This window comes from Pedobacter nutrimenti (assembly GCF_003208655.1).
Lineage (GTDB): Bacteria > Bacteroidota > Bacteroidia > Sphingobacteriales > Sphingobacteriaceae > Pedobacter > Pedobacter nutrimenti.
Genome location: NZ_QKLU01000004.1, coordinates 98,436 through 114,027, shown reverse-complemented (window position 1 = coordinate 114,027; position 15,592 = coordinate 98,436). Strand labels below are relative to the sequence as shown.

Here is a 15,592-nt window from a genome sequence, read left to right as displayed (position 1 = left end):
GAAACAGAAAAATATACAACTCAAATTTAAAAGCAGTTGTGAATCTTGGTGATAAGTGTTTGAACTTGTTTTCTGTACAGGGACGCGGTTTACCGGTCCAGCCAGCTTTTAAAAAGCCCGGCTTTTTCCTTACTAATGATAATCTCTTTGGGAAGGCTGGTTTTTAAAATCACTCTGAGTTTCCCATTAACGTCATTGTGTATACTTTGGATACTGTTTACACAGATCAGGTGCTGACGGTTGGCCCGGAAAAATAAATTGGGATCCAATTGCTCTTCGAGTTCTTCGAGTGTAAATGGAAGGCACTCTTCGTGACCGTTATCCAGGACCAGGTGTGTAATTTTAAATTCTGAATAGAAGAAGCCCACATCAGAAGTCCTGATGGTCTTGTAACCATCCCTGTAGGGCAATAGAAATCTGGTTCTGTAGGTGGTGGTTTGGGATTTCATGAATTCCATCAGGTCATTTACTGCCTGACTGGGGTTGCTGTTGAGCCTTGTGCGGTCAAATTTTTCGAGTGCTTCACCAAGTTCCTGCTGCTCTATTGGTTTAAGGAGATAATCGAGGCTGTTGACTTTAAATGCGCGAAGTGCATATTCGTCATAAGCTGTGGTAAAAATAACAGGACAGTTAACATTGGTTTTTGTAAATATTTCAAAGGAGATCCCGTCGGCCAGTCTGATGTCCATCATAATAATATCCAGGGACGGTTTTGTACTAAGGTAAGTGATGCTCTCCTGAACAGTGTCAATGATGGCAGTGATCCGGGCTTCAGGTCTGAGTTCTGCAAGCAGCTTGACCAGGCGGTTGGCATTTGGTTTTTCATCTTCAATGATCAGTATGTTCATGGCGCCTGTTTTATACTATGGATAAAAGGGGTAAATAGACAGTGAAGTCTGTTTCGTCTTTCTGGATCAACGGAATTTTTTTAGACAGGATCTTGTATCTGCTTTCTATGTTTTTTAAACCCAGCTGTGTGGTCGGGAGAATATAAGAAATTTTTTGCAGGTTATTTCTGATGATCAGATGTTCTTCTTCTTCCATATAGATATGAATCCTTAAAGGACTTTTCCTGGTGGCCATGTTGTGTTTAATCGCATTTTCAATCAGGAGTTGCAGGGTAATAGGAGGGATGCCTTTCTCATAACCGGAAGCAGGAATATCAATCTGGATATGGAGGTTCTCCCCGTGCCTGATTTTAATGAGATAAATATAGGATTGAACGAATTTCAGTTCTTCTTCAAGAGAGATGATGTTTTTATGAAGGTTGACAATCATATACCGGTATACCCTGGACAGGTTTTCCAAAAAAAGACTGGCTTTGCCCTGATCTTCGGAAATCAGTTCTGAAAGGGTACTGAAATTATTGAACATAAAGTGGGGATCCAGCTGCAATTTCAACGATTGAAGTTCTGCCTGCATGGCAATTTCTTTAAGTTCAGCTGTTTTCAACTTCAGGGCAGAGGCCTCCAGCATGGAGTTTTTCCATTTGACCAGTAAAAAGTTTCCGGTATGAGTGGCACTAATGAGAATAGAAACCAATATACAAACATAAATGAACTGCCAGATGTCCAGCTGTTCTTCCAGGGAGAGCGTTTTGTTGTCGGTAAAAAAAATGGAACAAATGCTGAATATGCCATATATAATAATCACCACCATCAGGATCTGAACGGTGATTTGCAGGGCGAAGCGTTTAAAAGGGGATTCAGTCCAGGGCAGCCTTTTGTCCAGGATCCTGGCTGCAAATACACTCGCCTCACAGATCAGGGCACAAAAAACCAATGTAGCCATCCAGTCTGTGGCGTTCACCCAAATGTCTTTGTCAAAGTAATCTTTCCAGTAGGCACTGAAAGGATTGATCAGAAAGTTAAGCAGGTACAGTACTATAAAGACCAGAAGAATGGCAAAAAGCCTGAAATATCGGTATCGGTTGAGGATCTTTAGAAAACTGTATCCTGGCATAAAGTCAATTCGGGTTTAACAATATTCAAAGATCAGGATTCTTTATAACTATTGAGCAAGCCTTTTTGATTGCTCAGCATGAATTATTGCAGTTCCGGTTAGAGATGAAAACCTAAAAGACCCGGTGATGGATCTTTTAGGTGATCAGGTTTAATGTACCATCGTACTGTCTTTTTTCATGGTTCTTTTCATCATTTTCATTTTCTTGGTCATCATTTTGCCCTGCATATTGATGCTGCTGCCATTTTTCATCATGGTGGTTTTTCCGTCCGCAGTTTTAACTGTACCATCAGTCATGACCATCGTGCCATTTTTAAGGGTCATAGTTTCGGTCATTTCGGAATGTTTACCATCTTTCATAACCCACATTTTTCCGTCCTTCATCATAATGTGGTCATGCATTTTGTTCATTTTCTGGTGGTGCATTTTGCTTTTCATGGTTGTGTCCTGCGCCATCACTGCGCTGCAGCCCAGCATTAGAAATGCTGTAAATGCGAAAAGTAATTTTTTCATAATTTAATCATTTAAGTGTCGGAGACCTAACTCCATTTGTTTTGTTTGTGCTTGGGTAATGTTTTGTGTATTTGAATTATATAAGAATATTATTTTTATTTAATAAACAATTGCAGTTCAAATAGGTTTTAAAAATGATCCTTAGGTGAAGGGGTTTGATAATCGGTTTTAGAATCCGATATTTACTGCTGTAATTTCAATGCGTACTTTATGAAAAACTTAATTTCTGCAGTTGTTTTCCTTTTGTTTGTATACAGTGCAAAGGCACAGGATGTTTCGCCTTCCATGCCGGATTTTAAATTTTATACGGCTGGTGGTGCTGGTTTTACCAAACAACAGGTCCCTGGAGGAAAGGGTTCACTGATCGTGTTTTTTGATGCCACCTGTCCGCATTGTCAAAAAGTGGTCTCTGCCTTGTCTAAAAAAGTAAAAGAATTGTCTAAGGTGAACGTTTATCTGGTATCCCTGGATGAATTCAGGACGATAGATTACTTTATGGAGCACTATGGTAAAGCATTAACCGGTCTAAAGAATGTTACCCTGCTACAGGATAAAGACCACATATTTATTCCATTGTTTAAGCCCTCTAAATACCCTTCTGTATATGTATATGCAGCAAACAAGAAGCTGAAGTTTTATACATCGGGAGAAATTGAGGTGAACGAGATCTTCAATAAATTTTAGTCCGGATGTAAAAGCAGAAAGGCTTTTAACTTGTGATTCTGTAAATTTTCTTCTACCTTTACCTCTAAGCCGGCTGTTCAGACAGCAGGTAAATAATGATCATGGAAAATTCAAGAAGATTTTATGTAAAAGGGTTATTGTGTTTTGCGAGCAGGTTGCAGAGCATGGGCGCTTCTTATCATAAAATTAATTGTTTCCATACTTCTTTCGGGTTTTCATCCCGTACAAACAGCAAGGACTTTCTAATCTAAGCCCCAACCGGTATCGCTTCAGGTTTGGGGCAAATACTTGAAATTCAGAATAAGGTTTAAGGAATGGTTTAAAATCAAAAATTTTGATCCGTTTCCAGCTTGGCTTTACTTTCGGAATCTAAAAGAATTTAACATCAACTACAGCAGGTTTTTGATTCCATACAGGAAAAAAAGTAGAGCGGAGTCGTCTTAATAATTAAATACATTTTTATGAAAACAGAACAATTGGTGATTACCAAAAAAGAGTATGATTTGTTATTAAATCATTTAAAACTGAGCAGCAGATTGTCAGATTTTAACAAGAACAAACTGCATAATGAATTAAAAACAGCGAAGGTTGTCTCAAAGCAAGACCTTCCTGAGGATGCCATTGTTATAGATGCATTGGTCACCATAAGGGATGTGGAAAGCAAACAAGAGTTTACTTTTCATCTGGTGGCTCCCGAACAGGCCAATATGAAATTAAATAAACTTTCTGTGCTGGCTCCGATCGGGATTGCTCTACTCGGTTATACAAGTGGTGCCCTGGTGGACTGGGAAATGCCAAATGGTGTGAAAAAGTTTGAAGTGGTTAAGGTTGGACAGGTTGCTCCGGAAAAAAACGAGGTGGCCTGAGGCGAATTGAATTGATTCAATGTTTAGTATCTTTGTGTGCACATTTAAAGATTAAATTATGTCAATAACATCACAGGAAGAGCTTTTAGGAATGCAACAGGTTAGTGAGGCCGTCGCCAGCACGCTTCGCAGGATGCGTGAATTCGCGAAACCCGGAATTTCAACAAAAGCGCTTGATGATTTTGGAGCAGAAATCTTGGCCAGTTACGGAGCAAGATCGGCCCCAAAGCTGACTTACGAATTTCCAGGTTGTACCTGTATTAGTATTAATAATGAAGTCGCCCATGGTATTCCTTCTCAAGAGAAGATCTTAAGGAACGGCGACCTGATTAATATAGATGTTTCTGCAGAGCTGAATGGCTTTTGGGCTGATAATGGTGGTTCTTTTGTTCTTGGGGAAGACGTTAATCAGCATCAAGCTTTAGTAGATGCTTCTAAAGCGATTCTGGATAAAGCAATTCAGCAGATCCGTGGCGGAGTGAGAATTGCAGATATTGGTAAATTGATGGAAACCGAAGCGAAAAAGCGGGGTTTTACAGTGATCAGAAACCTGGCGGGCCATGGCGTAGGCAGAAGTCTTCATGAAGCTCCGGAGAGCATTTTAAACTGTTACGATAAATACAATCAGGAGCGTTTCAGAAAAAATTCTACTGTTGCCATTGAAACGTTTATTGCCACCCGCTCCACTTATGCTGTAGAGCAGGAGGATGGCTGGACATTAAAAGGGGATAAGGGAGGCTTTGTGGCCCAGCACGAACATACCATATTGGTTACAGATGGCCTTCCACAAATACTGACCTTATCCAATGGAATTTAAACAGGGTTTTAACCCTGTTTTTTTGTAAAGTGACTGTTGTATTCCCGGACAAACCAGTCAAGTGCCTGATCTTGACGGGTGTTTCCATAAGCGAGCACTACTTCTGTGCGGATGGGAAGTGATTTGAGTTCAAAATAACTAAGCTTCAGATAGGGGTAATGTTCTTTAATGGAACGGGGCAAAATAGAAATGCCTGCCCCGCTTTCCACCAGGCGAAGGATAGAATGGACGGTATTGGCTTCATGTGAAATTTCAGGCTGAAAGCCAAGCCTGGAACAGATTTCCAGGAGCTTCTGATGATAAAGCGGTGCATAATCCTTATTAAAAAAAATAAAAGCTTTGGAAGACAGATAATTTCCAAGCGCTGCAAGGTCCCTGAACTCTTGCTTTCCTTCTGGTAAAACCACCAGAAAGGGGTCTTCATAGAGGGTGTCGATTTTTAGTTTAACAGAGGCAACCGGTGCGCGTATAATGCCAATATCAAGTTTGCCTTCTTCCAGGGCTTTTATTTGTTGTTGACTGGATACTTCGTAAAGCTTTATACTTAGAAAAGGGAAGACATTGCGCATTTCTTTTAATGTATTCATCAGGACAGGGTGATATGTTGAACTGATATAACCAATCTTGAATTCACCGCAAAGGTTTTTAGGTATTTGTTTTATCCTGTTCCTGCTTTCTTCCAGCCGGGTCAGAATTTCTTCTGTTTCTTTTTTAAAATATTGACCTGCGGGAGTAAGTATAACCCGCTTACCACTCCGGTCAAAAAGGGGCGTACCGAGTTCTTCTTCGAGTTCCCGGATTTGCCTGCTGAGCGGGGGCTGGGAAATAAAAAGTTTCCGGGCTGCATTTCTGAAATGAAGTTCTTCTGCAACCATTTTGAAGTAAAGCAAATGCCGGAGTTCCATTGATACTTATTTGGTATAGTAAATTGCTAAAATTGATATTTTTAAAATATCAATAATAAGGATAGTTTTGAAATATCAAAAGAAAAGAAATGAAACCAGATGAATTGAAAAAATCTAGCCAGGCAGAGATCAGAGCCCGTTTTGACCAGGACGTGGAACGTTTCTCCAATCTGGAAACCGGACAACAAACGACAATGGACGCACCACTGACCATGGAATTGACTACTGCTGCGGCTTTTTCACTAAATCCGAAAGCAAAGGCCATATTGGATATTGGTTGCGGGGCAGGGAATTATACGTTGACCATGCTTGGAAAGATACCCGATCTGGATTGTACCCTGATTGATTTAAGTTTGCCGATGCTGGAACGGGCCCGTTCAAGGGTGGGGTGCCAAACCAGTGGTCGGGTGGAAATTGTCCAGGGAGATATTCTGGAGACAAGTTTGCCGCAGCAACAATTCGATGTGGTTTTGGCTGCGGCGGTACTGCATCATTTAAGGCTTGATGCCGATTGGGAAACTGTTTTTAGAAAGATATTTCTTGCGCTTAAACCAGGAGGGAGTTTTTGGATATCCGATCTGATTGTTCATGATTCAGCAGCTTTGAATACTTTGTTTAACAAAAGATATGCGGCATACCTGATTGAACTGGGTGGTGCGGATTATCAGCAAAAAGTTTTTGATTATATTGAAAAAGAAGACACGCCCCGTTCCATTAACTTTCAGTTAGAGCTGATGAAAAGGGTTGGTTTTACAGAAACAGAAGTTTTACATAAGAACGGTTGTTTTGCCGCTTTTGGAGGGGTAAAGCCAATTTCTATGCCCTGATGAGTTAGGATGGCAGGATTTTTGAAAAGATATCCGTTCATCTTAAACAACTATGGAGCAGGAAATTTCCTTAATACAGGCCCTTAAACAGGGCCATTTCGAGCAGGCCAGGGAGCTGTTGAACAGTGGTCATCAATTGCCGGAAAATTTATCGGATTACGAAAGAACAGCTGTGTTGGACAGTCTTGTGCGCAGTAAAACCTTCGAGCTTATTTTACTTTTAATGGAAAACGGTTTTATTGAAAGGGACATATATGAATACGATTCTTTTAGAGGTAGTATTTTTGAAAGCTTATTTAAATATCTTGCTGCTGATGAAGATTCCCTTTCTTTTCTGGAACAATTTACAGGCAAACTCCAAAGCCTCAGCAGTGAAGTACAAGACCAAACTTTGCTTGGCGTTGCCCTTGAACATGGCACGGATCTTCGTTTTATAAAATGTTTGGTACAGGCTGGTTGCAGCCTGGATTACAAAAACAATGCAGAGGAAAATTACCTGTATCAGGTTGTGAACAACCATTCCCTTAGCCTGAGAAACATAGATAAAGGTCTGGAGTACCTGAAATATCTGGTTGATCAGGGGCTGGAAGTAAATCAGGGGAATATTGTGGGTACAACTCCATTGCAAATGGCTATAGACAGGAATAAAAAACCTTATGTTGATTTTCTGCTGGAAAATGGCGCAGATCCAAATGCCTCAGACAGGGCAGGGAAATCACCTTTTTATGCTGCCGTGGTGCATCAGTTTAACCTGGAACTTTACGAAAAACTAGCCAGGTATAGTTCAGTGGATTTTGAGGCAACTAGCGCTGAAGGAGAGGCCTTGTTGCCAGCGTATATGCGGATGCTCAACAGGGCCGGAGAAACGGAATTGAAGTTGCTGGCCAGGTTACTGGAAGATGGAGGAGACCCTTATCAAACGGCACATCATTATGGTAAAGCAAAGTCTGTTTTGGACTGGGCCGCTGAAAAATCTCTTGATGTTTTAAAAACGGTGGTTGAAAAGGGCAATGTGGAAATCAACAGACAGGACGATCAGGGCAATACCGTGTTGCATAAGGTTTGTGCAGTTCAGGTAAACTATGATAAAGAAGCTGCAAAGGAATTGTACCGCAAGGCGAAATTCCTGCTGGAACAGGGTGCTGATGCGAACCTGCAAAATGATAAAGACCAGTCGGCTTTAAATCTGGCTTCTGATGATAATCTAAAATCTAAAACTGTAGAACTTTTAATGCAGCAATAATATGTCCATGTCATTTATCATCGCCTGTGAAAACGGCAACCGGAAAATAGCGGAAATTTTAATGGCCAGTAAAGAGGTCGATTTTGGATATACCGACGAGCGCGGAAGAACGGCATTACACTATGCCGCACACCGTGGTTATCTGGATATTGTGAAAATGCTGGCTGCGCAAGGGGCTGAGCTGAACCATGAAGATCATCAGGGAGAAACACCGCTCTTTTTTGCCTGTCTGCAGAAACAAAAACAAACCGCGCTCTTTTTGCTGGAGCAAGGTGCAAGTATCCGGATTAACGACAAACAAGGGAATGGTTTACTGCACCTCACCGCACAGACTGGTCAAAAGGAAATTTTAGAAGAATTGTTAAAAAAGGGAGCTGAGGTAGACCTGGAAAATAATTCAGCAGAGACAGCACTGCTTTTAGCTGCGGCCTGCAGGAACAAGGATGTTGTACAGCTATTGCTGCAGCATGGTGCAAATGTCAATTCCACAAATAAACAGGGCGAAAGCCCCTTGTTGTGCGCTGTTCGCTCCAAGAATATGCCTATGGTTGAATTGCTCCTGGAAAATGGGGCCGATCTGAACCATAGCAATCATGCCGGAGAAACCGCTTTGTTACTGGCCTGTTATGATACCAACAGGGCCATTACAAAATTGCTTATTGACCTGGGGGCTGATGTCTTTGCTTCTGCAAAGAATGGCGTTTCCGCCATCTGGTATGCCTGCGCAAATAACCAGAAGGAAATGGTCAGCTTATTCCTGGAAAACGGACTGGATGTCAATTACAGCAAACCTTCTTCAGGGGAGACCGATGCCATGGGTTCTTATTTGGACTGGGTGGAAACGGCAACCGGCCTTTCTATGGATAGTGAATACAGTCTGGGCGGTCGGCATACAGCGGGCGGAGAAAGTTTATTGCATGTCGCTGTTAAAAACGGGCACTTGAGTATGCTTCGTTTACTTTTAGAAAAAGGGGCAGATATCGATATCCAGGATGAATCGGGCAATACGCCATTACACTATGCCGCTGCCAATGGTAAAAAGGATGTGCTGAAAGCTTTACTTGAAGCGGGGGCAGACACCACGATCGTGAATGTCAAAGAGCAAAAGGCCATAGATTATTCCAATATTAAAGGTTTTAATGAGATTACGGCGTTGCTGATCGGATCTGGTCCTGCCGGGACCACAGTAAAACCGGTAGTGACAAGGGAAGAGGTTAAGGTGCAAAATACCACTTCAATGGATATGGGCGCTAAAAAACAAGCCTTAATGGATTTAAAAGAGCTGATGGACGCCGGCATCCTGTCCAAAGAGGAATTTGATGCGGAAAAGGTGAAAATCCTGGCTGGATAGCTCTTGCTAAGTGTTTGATCGGTCTTAAAAATAAAGAAAGGGATGTTCCATCCAGACACATCCCTTTTCTAACCAAATATAAACCTGTATGAACGGGTTTTACTTTAAATTTCCATAGTACTCTACGAATTTTGCTAATGCTGATGAATAGCCCCATTCGTTATCATACCAGGAAACTACTTTTACGAAGTGATCATTTAATGAAATACCCGCATCCGCATCAAAAATAGATGCATGATCGTCTCCGATAAAGTCAGAAGATACAACCTGATCTTCCGTATATCCTAATACACCTTTCAATTCGCCTTCTGAGGCTTCTTTCATGGCTTTTTTAATCTCTTCATAAGTTGCCGCTTTCTCTAAGCGAACAGTTAAATCAACGACAGAAACATCTGCTACCGGTACACGGAAAGACATTCCTGTCAATTTGCCTTTTAACTCCGGAATTACTTTAGTCACCGCTTTTGCTGCACCTGTAGAAGAAGGGATAATGTTGGAAAAACCCCCACGTCCACCTCTCCAGTCTTTTGCTGAAGGTCCGTCCACAGTTTTTTGAGTTGCTGTAACCGCATGTACAGTACTCATTAAACCTTCAATAATTCCAAATTTATCATGCAAAACCTTTGCAATAGGAGCCAGGCAGTTTGTTGTACAAGACGCATTGGAAACGATGGTCTGGTCTGCTGTTAATTTGTGATGATTTACTCCCATTACATAAGTAGGAATAGAATCGTCCTTAGCTGGGGCAGAGAAGACAACTTTTTTAGCGCCGGCCTGTAAATGTTTCTCAGCATCCGCCTGAGTCAAAAATAAACCAGTGGATTCTATAACAACTTCCACGCCAACTTCGTTCCATTTTAAATTTGCCGGATCTTTTTCTGCTGTAATGCGAATGGTTTTTCCGTTTACAACCAAATGTCCGTTTTCTACCACTACGGTTCCGTCAAAACGTCCGTGAGTAGAGTCATATTTTAACATATAAGCCATATAGTCTGGCTCAACAAGGTCATTGATGGCAACAATATCTAATCCTCTTTTAAGTGCAGCCCTAAAGACCAGTCTGCCAATTCGGCCAAAGCCGTTTATTCCAATTTTGCTCATATTATTTAATTTGAATAGTAGTTAAGTAAATTATATATTGGTTCTTTAGTAATCGTTGTGATCTCCACACCGTATTTACTGGTGATTGCCCTTAACCTGTCCTGAAAATGTCCGGCAACAATGCCTACGAAATGAATTTCCTGGTCAGGGTGTAACTTTACAATAGGTAACAGATAAATTGTCACATAACTCTCAAACGCCTCATCAATGCATTTTTGTATAAAAAGATGAGATCTGTTTTCTATAAAAAAATCAAAGAAGGAGCTCAAAAATTGCTGTGCCAATGGTTTTTTATAAATACGTTCAAGAATAAGTGGTCTGTCCAGGCCATACTTCAGTTCAAATTGATTTCTCAAATCGAGTGGAAGGCTTTCTGTCAGAAAATTTTTCAACAGGATCTTTCCAAGATAATTGGATGACCCCTCGTCTCCGAGGATAAAACCAAGGCCAAAATTGTTTTCTTCCAGGTTTTTTCCATCAAAATAAGCACAATTAGCGCCACTGCCCAGAATACCGATCACCCCATGGTTGGTGTAACAAGCAGAAACTGCAGCACCGTAAAGGTCATCCTTTACAAAAATTTTACTCTTTTTAAAAAACAGAGACAGCGTTTCAGTCAGTTCATTTTTTCTTTGCTCGGAATTGGCTCCTGCTGCAAAGACATACATTTTTTTTATGCTTTCTGCATAATTGATCAAAGCCGATTTTTTATTCAGCATTTGAAGCAGTGCTTTTTGATCTACAAAGCAGGGGTTAAAGCCAGGCATACTGCATTCAGCGACGGTTTTTCCGTCCTTTGCTATTTTCCAGAATGCAGTTTTAGAACCGCTGTATACAACCGCTATCATTTTTAATTATATGGATAAAACTTTTGTCATTTCCAGAAGATCATTTTCCAGCTTAAAAGAATGTCTGGATAAGGCTTCATCTATTCCTGTTGTTTTTATTTCATTACCTCGCAGGCCAACCATGGCTTTACTGGTGCCTTGCAACATTTCATTTACAGCAGCAAAACCCAACCGGCTACCCAAAATCCTGTCAAAACTGCTTGGGCTTCCACCCCTTTGTAAATGTCCTAGTATGGTCACTTTGGTATCGTAATGATTAAACTGCTCTTTTACCTGCTTTGCAATGTCATATGCTCCACCAGCTTTATGGCCTTCAGAAACAATAACGATACTGGATGATTTTTTAGTGCTTGCTCCGGAAGCGAGCTGGGAAACAAGCTCATCAATGCTTGTATGGCGCTCTGGCAACAGAACAGCTTCTGCTCCACTTGCGACCGCACTTCTTAGTGCAATGCAGCCCGAATCCCGGCCCATGACTTCTATAAAAAACAACCTGTCATGCGAATCGGCTGTATCTCTGATTTTATCAATGGCTTCAATAACGGTGTTGATGGCAGTGTCATAACCAAGGGTGAAATCCGAACCATAAAGATCATTGTCTATCGTTCCGGGGATACCCATTACCCTAATGTTATATTTATTGGAAAAGTTACGGGCCCCTGTAAAGGTACCATCACCTCCAATAACAATTAATCCATCAATATCTCTGGCTTTCAGGTTCTGGTAGGCAATTTCCATACCTTCATCTGTCTTAAATTCTAAACAACGGGCTGTCTTTAAAATTGTACCCCCCAGATGAATGATGTTGCTTACAGAACGGGCATCCATTGGAATAATATTATTATTTATTAATCCCTGATATCCTTGCAAAACACCAAACATATTAATACCATTGTATATGCCGGTCCGAACAACAGCCCTGATACAAGCATTCATTCCCGGAGCGTCTCCGCCGGAAGTTAGTACTGCGATATTTTTTATATTTGGTTTCATATTAATTATAGTACGAATATAGTGTGTATTTACTACACTAAGTAATTTATTTTTATTTTTTTTATGTAATATTGCGTCAAGTACATTTATTTGCTCTAGTATTTAAAAATTTAATGGTTTGAAAGAAGTTTTACCACAGTTTAATTCAACCTTCTCTATTGATTGTGTTGTATTCGGATTTGATGAGGGAGAGTTAAAAGTTCTGCTGATCGAAAGAAATGAAGAACCATTTAAGGACTGGTGTGCTTTACCTGGAAATCTGGTTAGGGTAGATGAAAGCCTGGACCAGAGTGCGCTAAGGATTCTCAAAGAACTGACCGGACTTGGGGATATCTTTATGGAGCAGTTTTATACTTTTGGAAATGTAGACCGGCACCCGCAGGGCAGGGTAATCAGTATTGCTTATTATGCGCTGCTGCGTCTGGGCGGTGATAAGGCTTTAAAACCAATTACCAGTTATGCCAAAAAAGCTTTCTGGAAAAACATTAGTGATTTACCAAAGCTGGCCTTTGACCACCAGATGATTTTTGAAAAAGGGCTCGAGAAGATTAAACGGCGAATAAAACACCAGCCGATTGCTTTTGAGCTTTTGCCAGAAAAATTTACTTTAACCCAGTTACAAAATGTATATGAGCTGATTATGGGTAAAAAGCTGGATAAGAGAAATTTTAGAAAAAAAATGCTCAGTTTTGGCGTGTTAAAGGAGTTGGATGAGAAACAAAAAGGCGTTTCTTTCCGAGCTGCTACACTTTATAAGTTTGACAGAAGGAAGTATGCCAAATTATTTGGAAAGGAAATATCTTTTTAAATATCTTAGTAGAGATAAAAGAAAAATCCCCGGCTGATGTTCAGACCGGGGATTTTTTTATGCTTTGGCTGCATTCTTTTTCAAGTGGTAGTCCACAAGGTCATCTATAGGAGAACGGATAATTTTACCCACGCCCATTTCGTATCTGTCTGCAACAATACTTAAGATGTCCCTGAAACTGTACCCAACAGAACCTACACAATTCAGTTTATAAGATTTGTAATTCGGATAATGGATGACCAGGTTTTCAAAAAATGCGGTAAAAGCATATTCTATCGTGGCGAAAGTATAATCCTCGTAATTGTCTTTGTAATCGTATAAAAATTTACTAAAACCGGCACAAAAGCGATTTGGAAGTGGTTTGTTGTAAATGTGGTCAAATATATCTTCGTTCGTTAATGCAAAGTTATCGTAAAAACTTTCTCTGAGGCCTTTAGGCATATAACCTTTCATGTAGTCACTCAGGATGCGTTTTCCAATAAAACATCCGCTGCCCTCATCTCCAAGGAAATAACCTAAGGAATCAATATTCAGGGAAATTTCAGAACCATCATATAAGCAGGTGTTGGTTCCTGTGCCAAGAATAGCAGCGAATCCTTCTTCATCACCAAGTAATGCCCTGCAGGAAGCAAGCAGGTCATGACCTATATTGATTTCTGCATTGGGGAAAATTTGCTGCATGGCATCTGCTACAATTTTTTTATTGGCATCTGTGGAGCAGCCTGCACCATAATAATAAACTTCAGTTAGCTTTTCAGCTTCTATATGATCTGGAAGAGTTTTTCTTAAAGAATCTACTATGTAGTCTGTACTGGAAAAATAAGGATTATAGCCCTCTGTGTTAAAATGAATTTTTCTGCCCGCTTCATTTATTAAACACCAATTGGTTTTAGTTGAACCACCATCTGCAATAACTATCATCTTAACTTAAATTTTTGGTGATAAAAGTAAAACTTCCTAACACTTTTGCTTGATTTTTTTTCATTGACTACAATTTTTAACTTTAATGAGACCTTCTGACGACTCATTATTTAATTTATAATTTTTTATGGTTGCTCTTCCCATTATGAAATTTTAATCTACTGAATTGCTTTTTTTACCCTGATTTTACAGGCTAAAAAAGAAGGTTTCCAACAGTCTAAAAGTTCAAAATTAAGATATTGTTAAAAAAACACTAAGCCTAAATTACATTTGTTATTTTGAATTCCAAATTTTTAGAAATCATTTCTGTTTTTTTGACCTGAATGACGACTGGTTTTTGATGTTTTTTTTATTTATAATGTGCTGTTATATAGTGGTTAAGGTGTTGATTTAGTTTTTTGGTTCAAGGTGTGTAAAAATATCAAAGCAAGTGCTGCTTTTTGTTAAGAGAAAGCTTTTAATTGAGATTAAAACTTCAGGGAGTCATTGAAATTATATCCTGTTTTTTTAAAAAAAAGACATGTTTGAAAAAAAGAAAAAAAGGAAATGAAAAAGAACGTACGAACTGAAGGTTTCTGTTGATGCATCAAAAAATTTAAAGCATATTTAGAACAAAAAATCAACTCATCTCTGAGTTGGTGAATTTAAAAGGTTTAAAATAAATGTTTCTTCGGTTTTATTGAAGAAATAGAGGCAACAAAATAACGGTAAGTCATGATAGATTTTAGAAGTGATACAGTAACCAGGCCTACAGAAGGCATGCTGGAAGCAATGATGAAGGCAAAAGTTGGAGATGATGTATTTGGGGAGGATGAAACGGTTTCTGCTCTGGAGCATAAGCTTGCAGAAATGTTTGATATGGAGGCCGGCTTGTTTTGTCCTTCCGGAACAATGACCAATCAACTTGCTATAAAGTGTTTTACCAAACCTATGGACGAGGTGATTTGTGACCAGACGGCGCATGTTTACCGTTATGAAGGTGGGGGTATAGCTTATCATTCTCTGGCCTCTGTCCGGTTGCTAAATGGTCCCCGGGGTATTGTGAGTGCTGAAATGATAGCCGCTGAAATCAACGAAGAAAATATTCACTACCCTCAGTCCAGCCTTGTTGTTCTTGAAAATACAGTAAATAAGGGAGGAGGGGCTTGCTATCGTCTTGAGCAGATTGAGCCGATTTATGATTTGTGCCAACAAAAGGGGTTAAAATTGCATTTGGACGGGGCACGGATTTTTAATGCATTGGTGTCAACAGGTGAGCGCGCAGCAGATTATGGTCGTTATTTCGATGGGATTTCGGTTTGTTTGTCTAAAGGACTTGGTGCCCCGGTAGGTTCTGTTTTGTTGGGTTCAAAGGGTATGATTCAACAGGCGAGAAAAATCAGAAAAGTATTTGGCGGAGGAATGAGGCAGGCAGGATTTTTAGCGGCTGCCGGGATATATGCGCTTGACCACCATGTAGAAAGACTGGCCCAGGATCATCTGCATGCAAAAAAACTGGGGACCGCCCTGAGCAGGTTGAGTTATGTAGAATCAGTTATGCCCGTAGAGACCAATATCGTTATATTTACGGTTCAACAAGATTTTGATGCACAGCAGATCGTCAGGTTGTTAGAGAAAAATGGAATAGGCTGTAACACTACTGGTCCGAAAACGATTAGATTTGTAACTCATTTGGATGTTTCTTCTGCTCAGATTGACCAGGCAGTGGAAATCCTTTTAAATATAAAGCTTTAAACCTAAAGGATCTTTCTGA

Annotated in this window: 16 protein-coding genes; 8 read left to right on the top strand and 8 right to left on the bottom strand. The window is 40.1% G+C overall.

Going from position 1 to position 15,592, the window contains the following annotated elements; genetic code table 11:
- Positions 1-89: 89 nt before the first annotated feature.
- From B0O44_RS11970 to B0O44_RS11960, 3 genes are all read right to left on the bottom strand, one after another.
- Positions 90-848 (bottom strand): LytR/AlgR family response regulator transcription factor, encoded by a 759-nt coding sequence (locus B0O44_RS11970; protein ID WP_110830711.1) that lies wholly within the window; start codon positions 846-848, stop codon positions 90-92.
- Positions 849-858: 10 nt separating this feature from the next.
- On the bottom strand, positions 859-1,962 hold the full coding sequence (locus B0O44_RS11965) for a sensor histidine kinase (RefSeq protein WP_110830709.1): 1,104 nt from the start codon (positions 1,960-1,962) through the stop codon (positions 859-861).
- A 150-nt stretch (positions 1,963-2,112) separates the two neighbouring features.
- On the bottom strand, positions 2,113-2,475 hold the full coding sequence (locus B0O44_RS11960; protein WP_146229818.1) for a DUF6799 domain-containing protein: 363 nt from the start codon (positions 2,473-2,475) through the stop codon (positions 2,113-2,115).
- Between the two features lie 210 nt (positions 2,476-2,685).
- Here B0O44_RS11960 and B0O44_RS11955 point away from each other — a divergent pair, with 210 nt between their 5' ends.
- The 3 genes from B0O44_RS11955 to map all read left to right on the top strand — a co-directional run bounded on the left by B0O44_RS11955 (position 2,686) and on the right by map (position 4,842).
- A complete protein-coding gene (locus B0O44_RS11955; RefSeq protein ID WP_110830704.1) occupies positions 2,686-3,159 on the top strand; it encodes a peroxiredoxin family protein in 474 nt (157 codons plus the stop codon).
- A gap of 461 nt (positions 3,160-3,620) precedes the next feature.
- Positions 3,621-4,025: a GreA/GreB family elongation factor gene (locus B0O44_RS11950; protein WP_110830702.1), complete on the top strand. Its 405-nt coding sequence runs from the start codon at positions 3,621-3,623 to the stop codon at positions 4,023-4,025.
- A gap of 58 nt (positions 4,026-4,083) precedes the next feature.
- A complete protein-coding gene (gene map, locus B0O44_RS11945) occupies positions 4,084-4,842 on the top strand; it encodes a type I methionyl aminopeptidase (RefSeq protein ID WP_110830700.1) in 759 nt (252 codons plus the stop codon).
- A gap of 8 nt (positions 4,843-4,850) precedes the next feature.
- Here the strand turns inward: map and B0O44_RS11940 are convergent, their stop codons facing one another.
- On the bottom strand, positions 4,851-5,747 hold the full coding sequence (locus B0O44_RS11940) for a LysR family transcriptional regulator (RefSeq protein ID WP_110830698.1): 897 nt from the start codon (positions 5,745-5,747) through the stop codon (positions 4,851-4,853).
- Positions 5,748-5,836: 89 nt separating this feature from the next.
- Between B0O44_RS11940 and B0O44_RS11935 the strand changes: the two genes are divergently transcribed.
- The 3 genes from B0O44_RS11935 to B0O44_RS11925 are packed head-to-tail and all read left to right on the top strand — an operon-like array spanning position 5,837 to position 9,168.
- Positions 5,837-6,574, top strand: a complete 738-nt coding sequence (locus tag B0O44_RS11935; RefSeq protein WP_211321368.1) for a class I SAM-dependent methyltransferase — start codon at positions 5,837-5,839, stop codon at positions 6,572-6,574.
- Positions 6,575-6,626: 52 nt separating this feature from the next.
- Positions 6,627-7,817, top strand: coding sequence for an ankyrin repeat domain-containing protein (locus tag B0O44_RS11930; protein WP_110830696.1), 1,191 nt, complete (start codon positions 6,627-6,629; stop codon positions 7,815-7,817).
- 7 nt (positions 7,818-7,824) lie between these two features.
- Positions 7,825-9,168 (top strand): ankyrin repeat domain-containing protein, encoded by a 1,344-nt coding sequence (locus tag B0O44_RS11925; RefSeq protein WP_245943651.1) that lies wholly within the window; start codon positions 7,825-7,827, stop codon positions 9,166-9,168.
- 99 nt (positions 9,169-9,267) lie between these two features.
- Here B0O44_RS11925 and gap read toward each other — a convergent pair whose 3' ends face one another.
- The 3 genes from gap to pfkA are packed head-to-tail and all read right to left on the bottom strand — an operon-like array spanning position 9,268 to position 12,110.
- Complete coding sequence (gap, locus tag B0O44_RS11920) at positions 9,268-10,269, bottom strand: type I glyceraldehyde-3-phosphate dehydrogenase (RefSeq protein WP_110830692.1); 1,002 nt, start codon at positions 10,267-10,269, stop codon at positions 9,268-9,270.
- A 5-nt stretch (positions 10,270-10,274) separates the two neighbouring features.
- Positions 10,275-11,117, bottom strand: coding sequence for a hypothetical protein (locus B0O44_RS11915; RefSeq protein WP_110830690.1), 843 nt, complete (start codon positions 11,115-11,117; stop codon positions 10,275-10,277).
- Between the two features lie 6 nt (positions 11,118-11,123).
- The gene (gene pfkA, locus B0O44_RS11910; protein WP_110830688.1) at positions 11,124-12,110 is read right to left on the bottom strand and encodes a 6-phosphofructokinase; all 987 of its coding nucleotides are present in this window, start codon (positions 12,108-12,110) and stop codon (positions 11,124-11,126) included.
- Positions 12,111-12,228: 118 nt separating this feature from the next.
- On the opposite strand from pfkA, the gene B0O44_RS11905 reads away from it, so the two are divergent.
- Positions 12,229-12,918, top strand: coding sequence for an NUDIX hydrolase (locus tag B0O44_RS11905; RefSeq protein ID WP_110830686.1), 690 nt, complete (start codon positions 12,229-12,231; stop codon positions 12,916-12,918).
- A 57-nt stretch (positions 12,919-12,975) separates the two neighbouring features.
- Here the strand turns inward: B0O44_RS11905 and B0O44_RS11900 are convergent, their stop codons facing one another.
- Entirely contained in the window at positions 12,976-13,839 is an 864-nt protein-coding gene (locus B0O44_RS11900; protein WP_110830684.1) for an N-acetylglucosamine kinase, read from the bottom strand.
- A 714-nt stretch (positions 13,840-14,553) separates the two neighbouring features.
- Between B0O44_RS11900 and B0O44_RS11895 the strand changes: the two genes are divergently transcribed.
- Entirely contained in the window at positions 14,554-15,573 is a 1,020-nt protein-coding gene (locus tag B0O44_RS11895; RefSeq protein ID WP_110830682.1) for a threonine aldolase family protein, read from the top strand.
- Positions 15,574-15,592: the final 19 nt, after the last annotated feature.

What these genes read in the sequence shown, in the direction of transcription:
- B0O44_RS11935 (WP_211321368.1), top strand. Translation starts at nt 5,837, where the DNA reads ATGAAACCAGATGAATTGAAAAAATCTAGCCAGGCAGAGATCAGAGCC.
- B0O44_RS11930 (WP_110830696.1), top strand. Translation starts at nt 6,627, where the DNA reads ATGGAGCAGGAAATTTCCTTAATACAGGCCCTTAAACAGGGCCATTTC.
- B0O44_RS11960 (WP_146229818.1), bottom strand. Translation starts at nt 2,475, where the DNA reads ATGAAAAAATTACTTTTCGCATTTACAGCATTTCTAATGCTGGGCTGC.
- B0O44_RS11940 (WP_110830698.1), bottom strand. Translation starts at nt 5,747, where the DNA reads ATGGAACTCCGGCATTTGCTTTACTTCAAAATGGTTGCAGAAGAACTT.
- gap (WP_110830692.1), bottom strand. Translation starts at nt 10,269, where the DNA reads ATGAGCAAAATTGGAATAAACGGCTTTGGCCGAATTGGCAGACTGGTC.
- B0O44_RS11970 (WP_110830711.1), bottom strand. Translation starts at nt 848, where the DNA reads ATGAACATACTGATCATTGAAGATGAAAAACCAAATGCCAACCGCCTG.
- B0O44_RS11915 (WP_110830690.1), bottom strand. Translation starts at nt 11,117, where the DNA reads ATGATAGCGGTTGTATACAGCGGTTCTAAAACTGCATTCTGGAAAATA.
- B0O44_RS11900 (WP_110830684.1), bottom strand. Translation starts at nt 13,839, where the DNA reads ATGATAGTTATTGCAGATGGTGGTTCAACTAAAACCAATTGGTGTTTA.
- B0O44_RS11955 (WP_110830704.1), top strand. Translation starts at nt 2,686, where the DNA reads ATGAAAAACTTAATTTCTGCAGTTGTTTTCCTTTTGTTTGTATACAGT.
- B0O44_RS11895 (WP_110830682.1), top strand. Translation starts at nt 14,554, where the DNA reads ATGATAGATTTTAGAAGTGATACAGTAACCAGGCCTACAGAAGGCATG.
- B0O44_RS11965 (WP_110830709.1), bottom strand. Translation starts at nt 1,962, where the DNA reads ATGCCAGGATACAGTTTTCTAAAGATCCTCAACCGATACCGATATTTC.
- map (WP_110830700.1), top strand. Translation starts at nt 4,084, where the DNA reads ATGTCAATAACATCACAGGAAGAGCTTTTAGGAATGCAACAGGTTAGT.
- pfkA (WP_110830688.1), bottom strand. Translation starts at nt 12,110, where the DNA reads ATGAAACCAAATATAAAAAATATCGCAGTACTAACTTCCGGCGGAGAC.
- B0O44_RS11950 (WP_110830702.1), top strand. Translation starts at nt 3,621, where the DNA reads ATGAAAACAGAACAATTGGTGATTACCAAAAAAGAGTATGATTTGTTA.
- B0O44_RS11925 (WP_245943651.1), top strand. Translation starts at nt 7,825, where the DNA reads ATGTCATTTATCATCGCCTGTGAAAACGGCAACCGGAAAATAGCGGAA.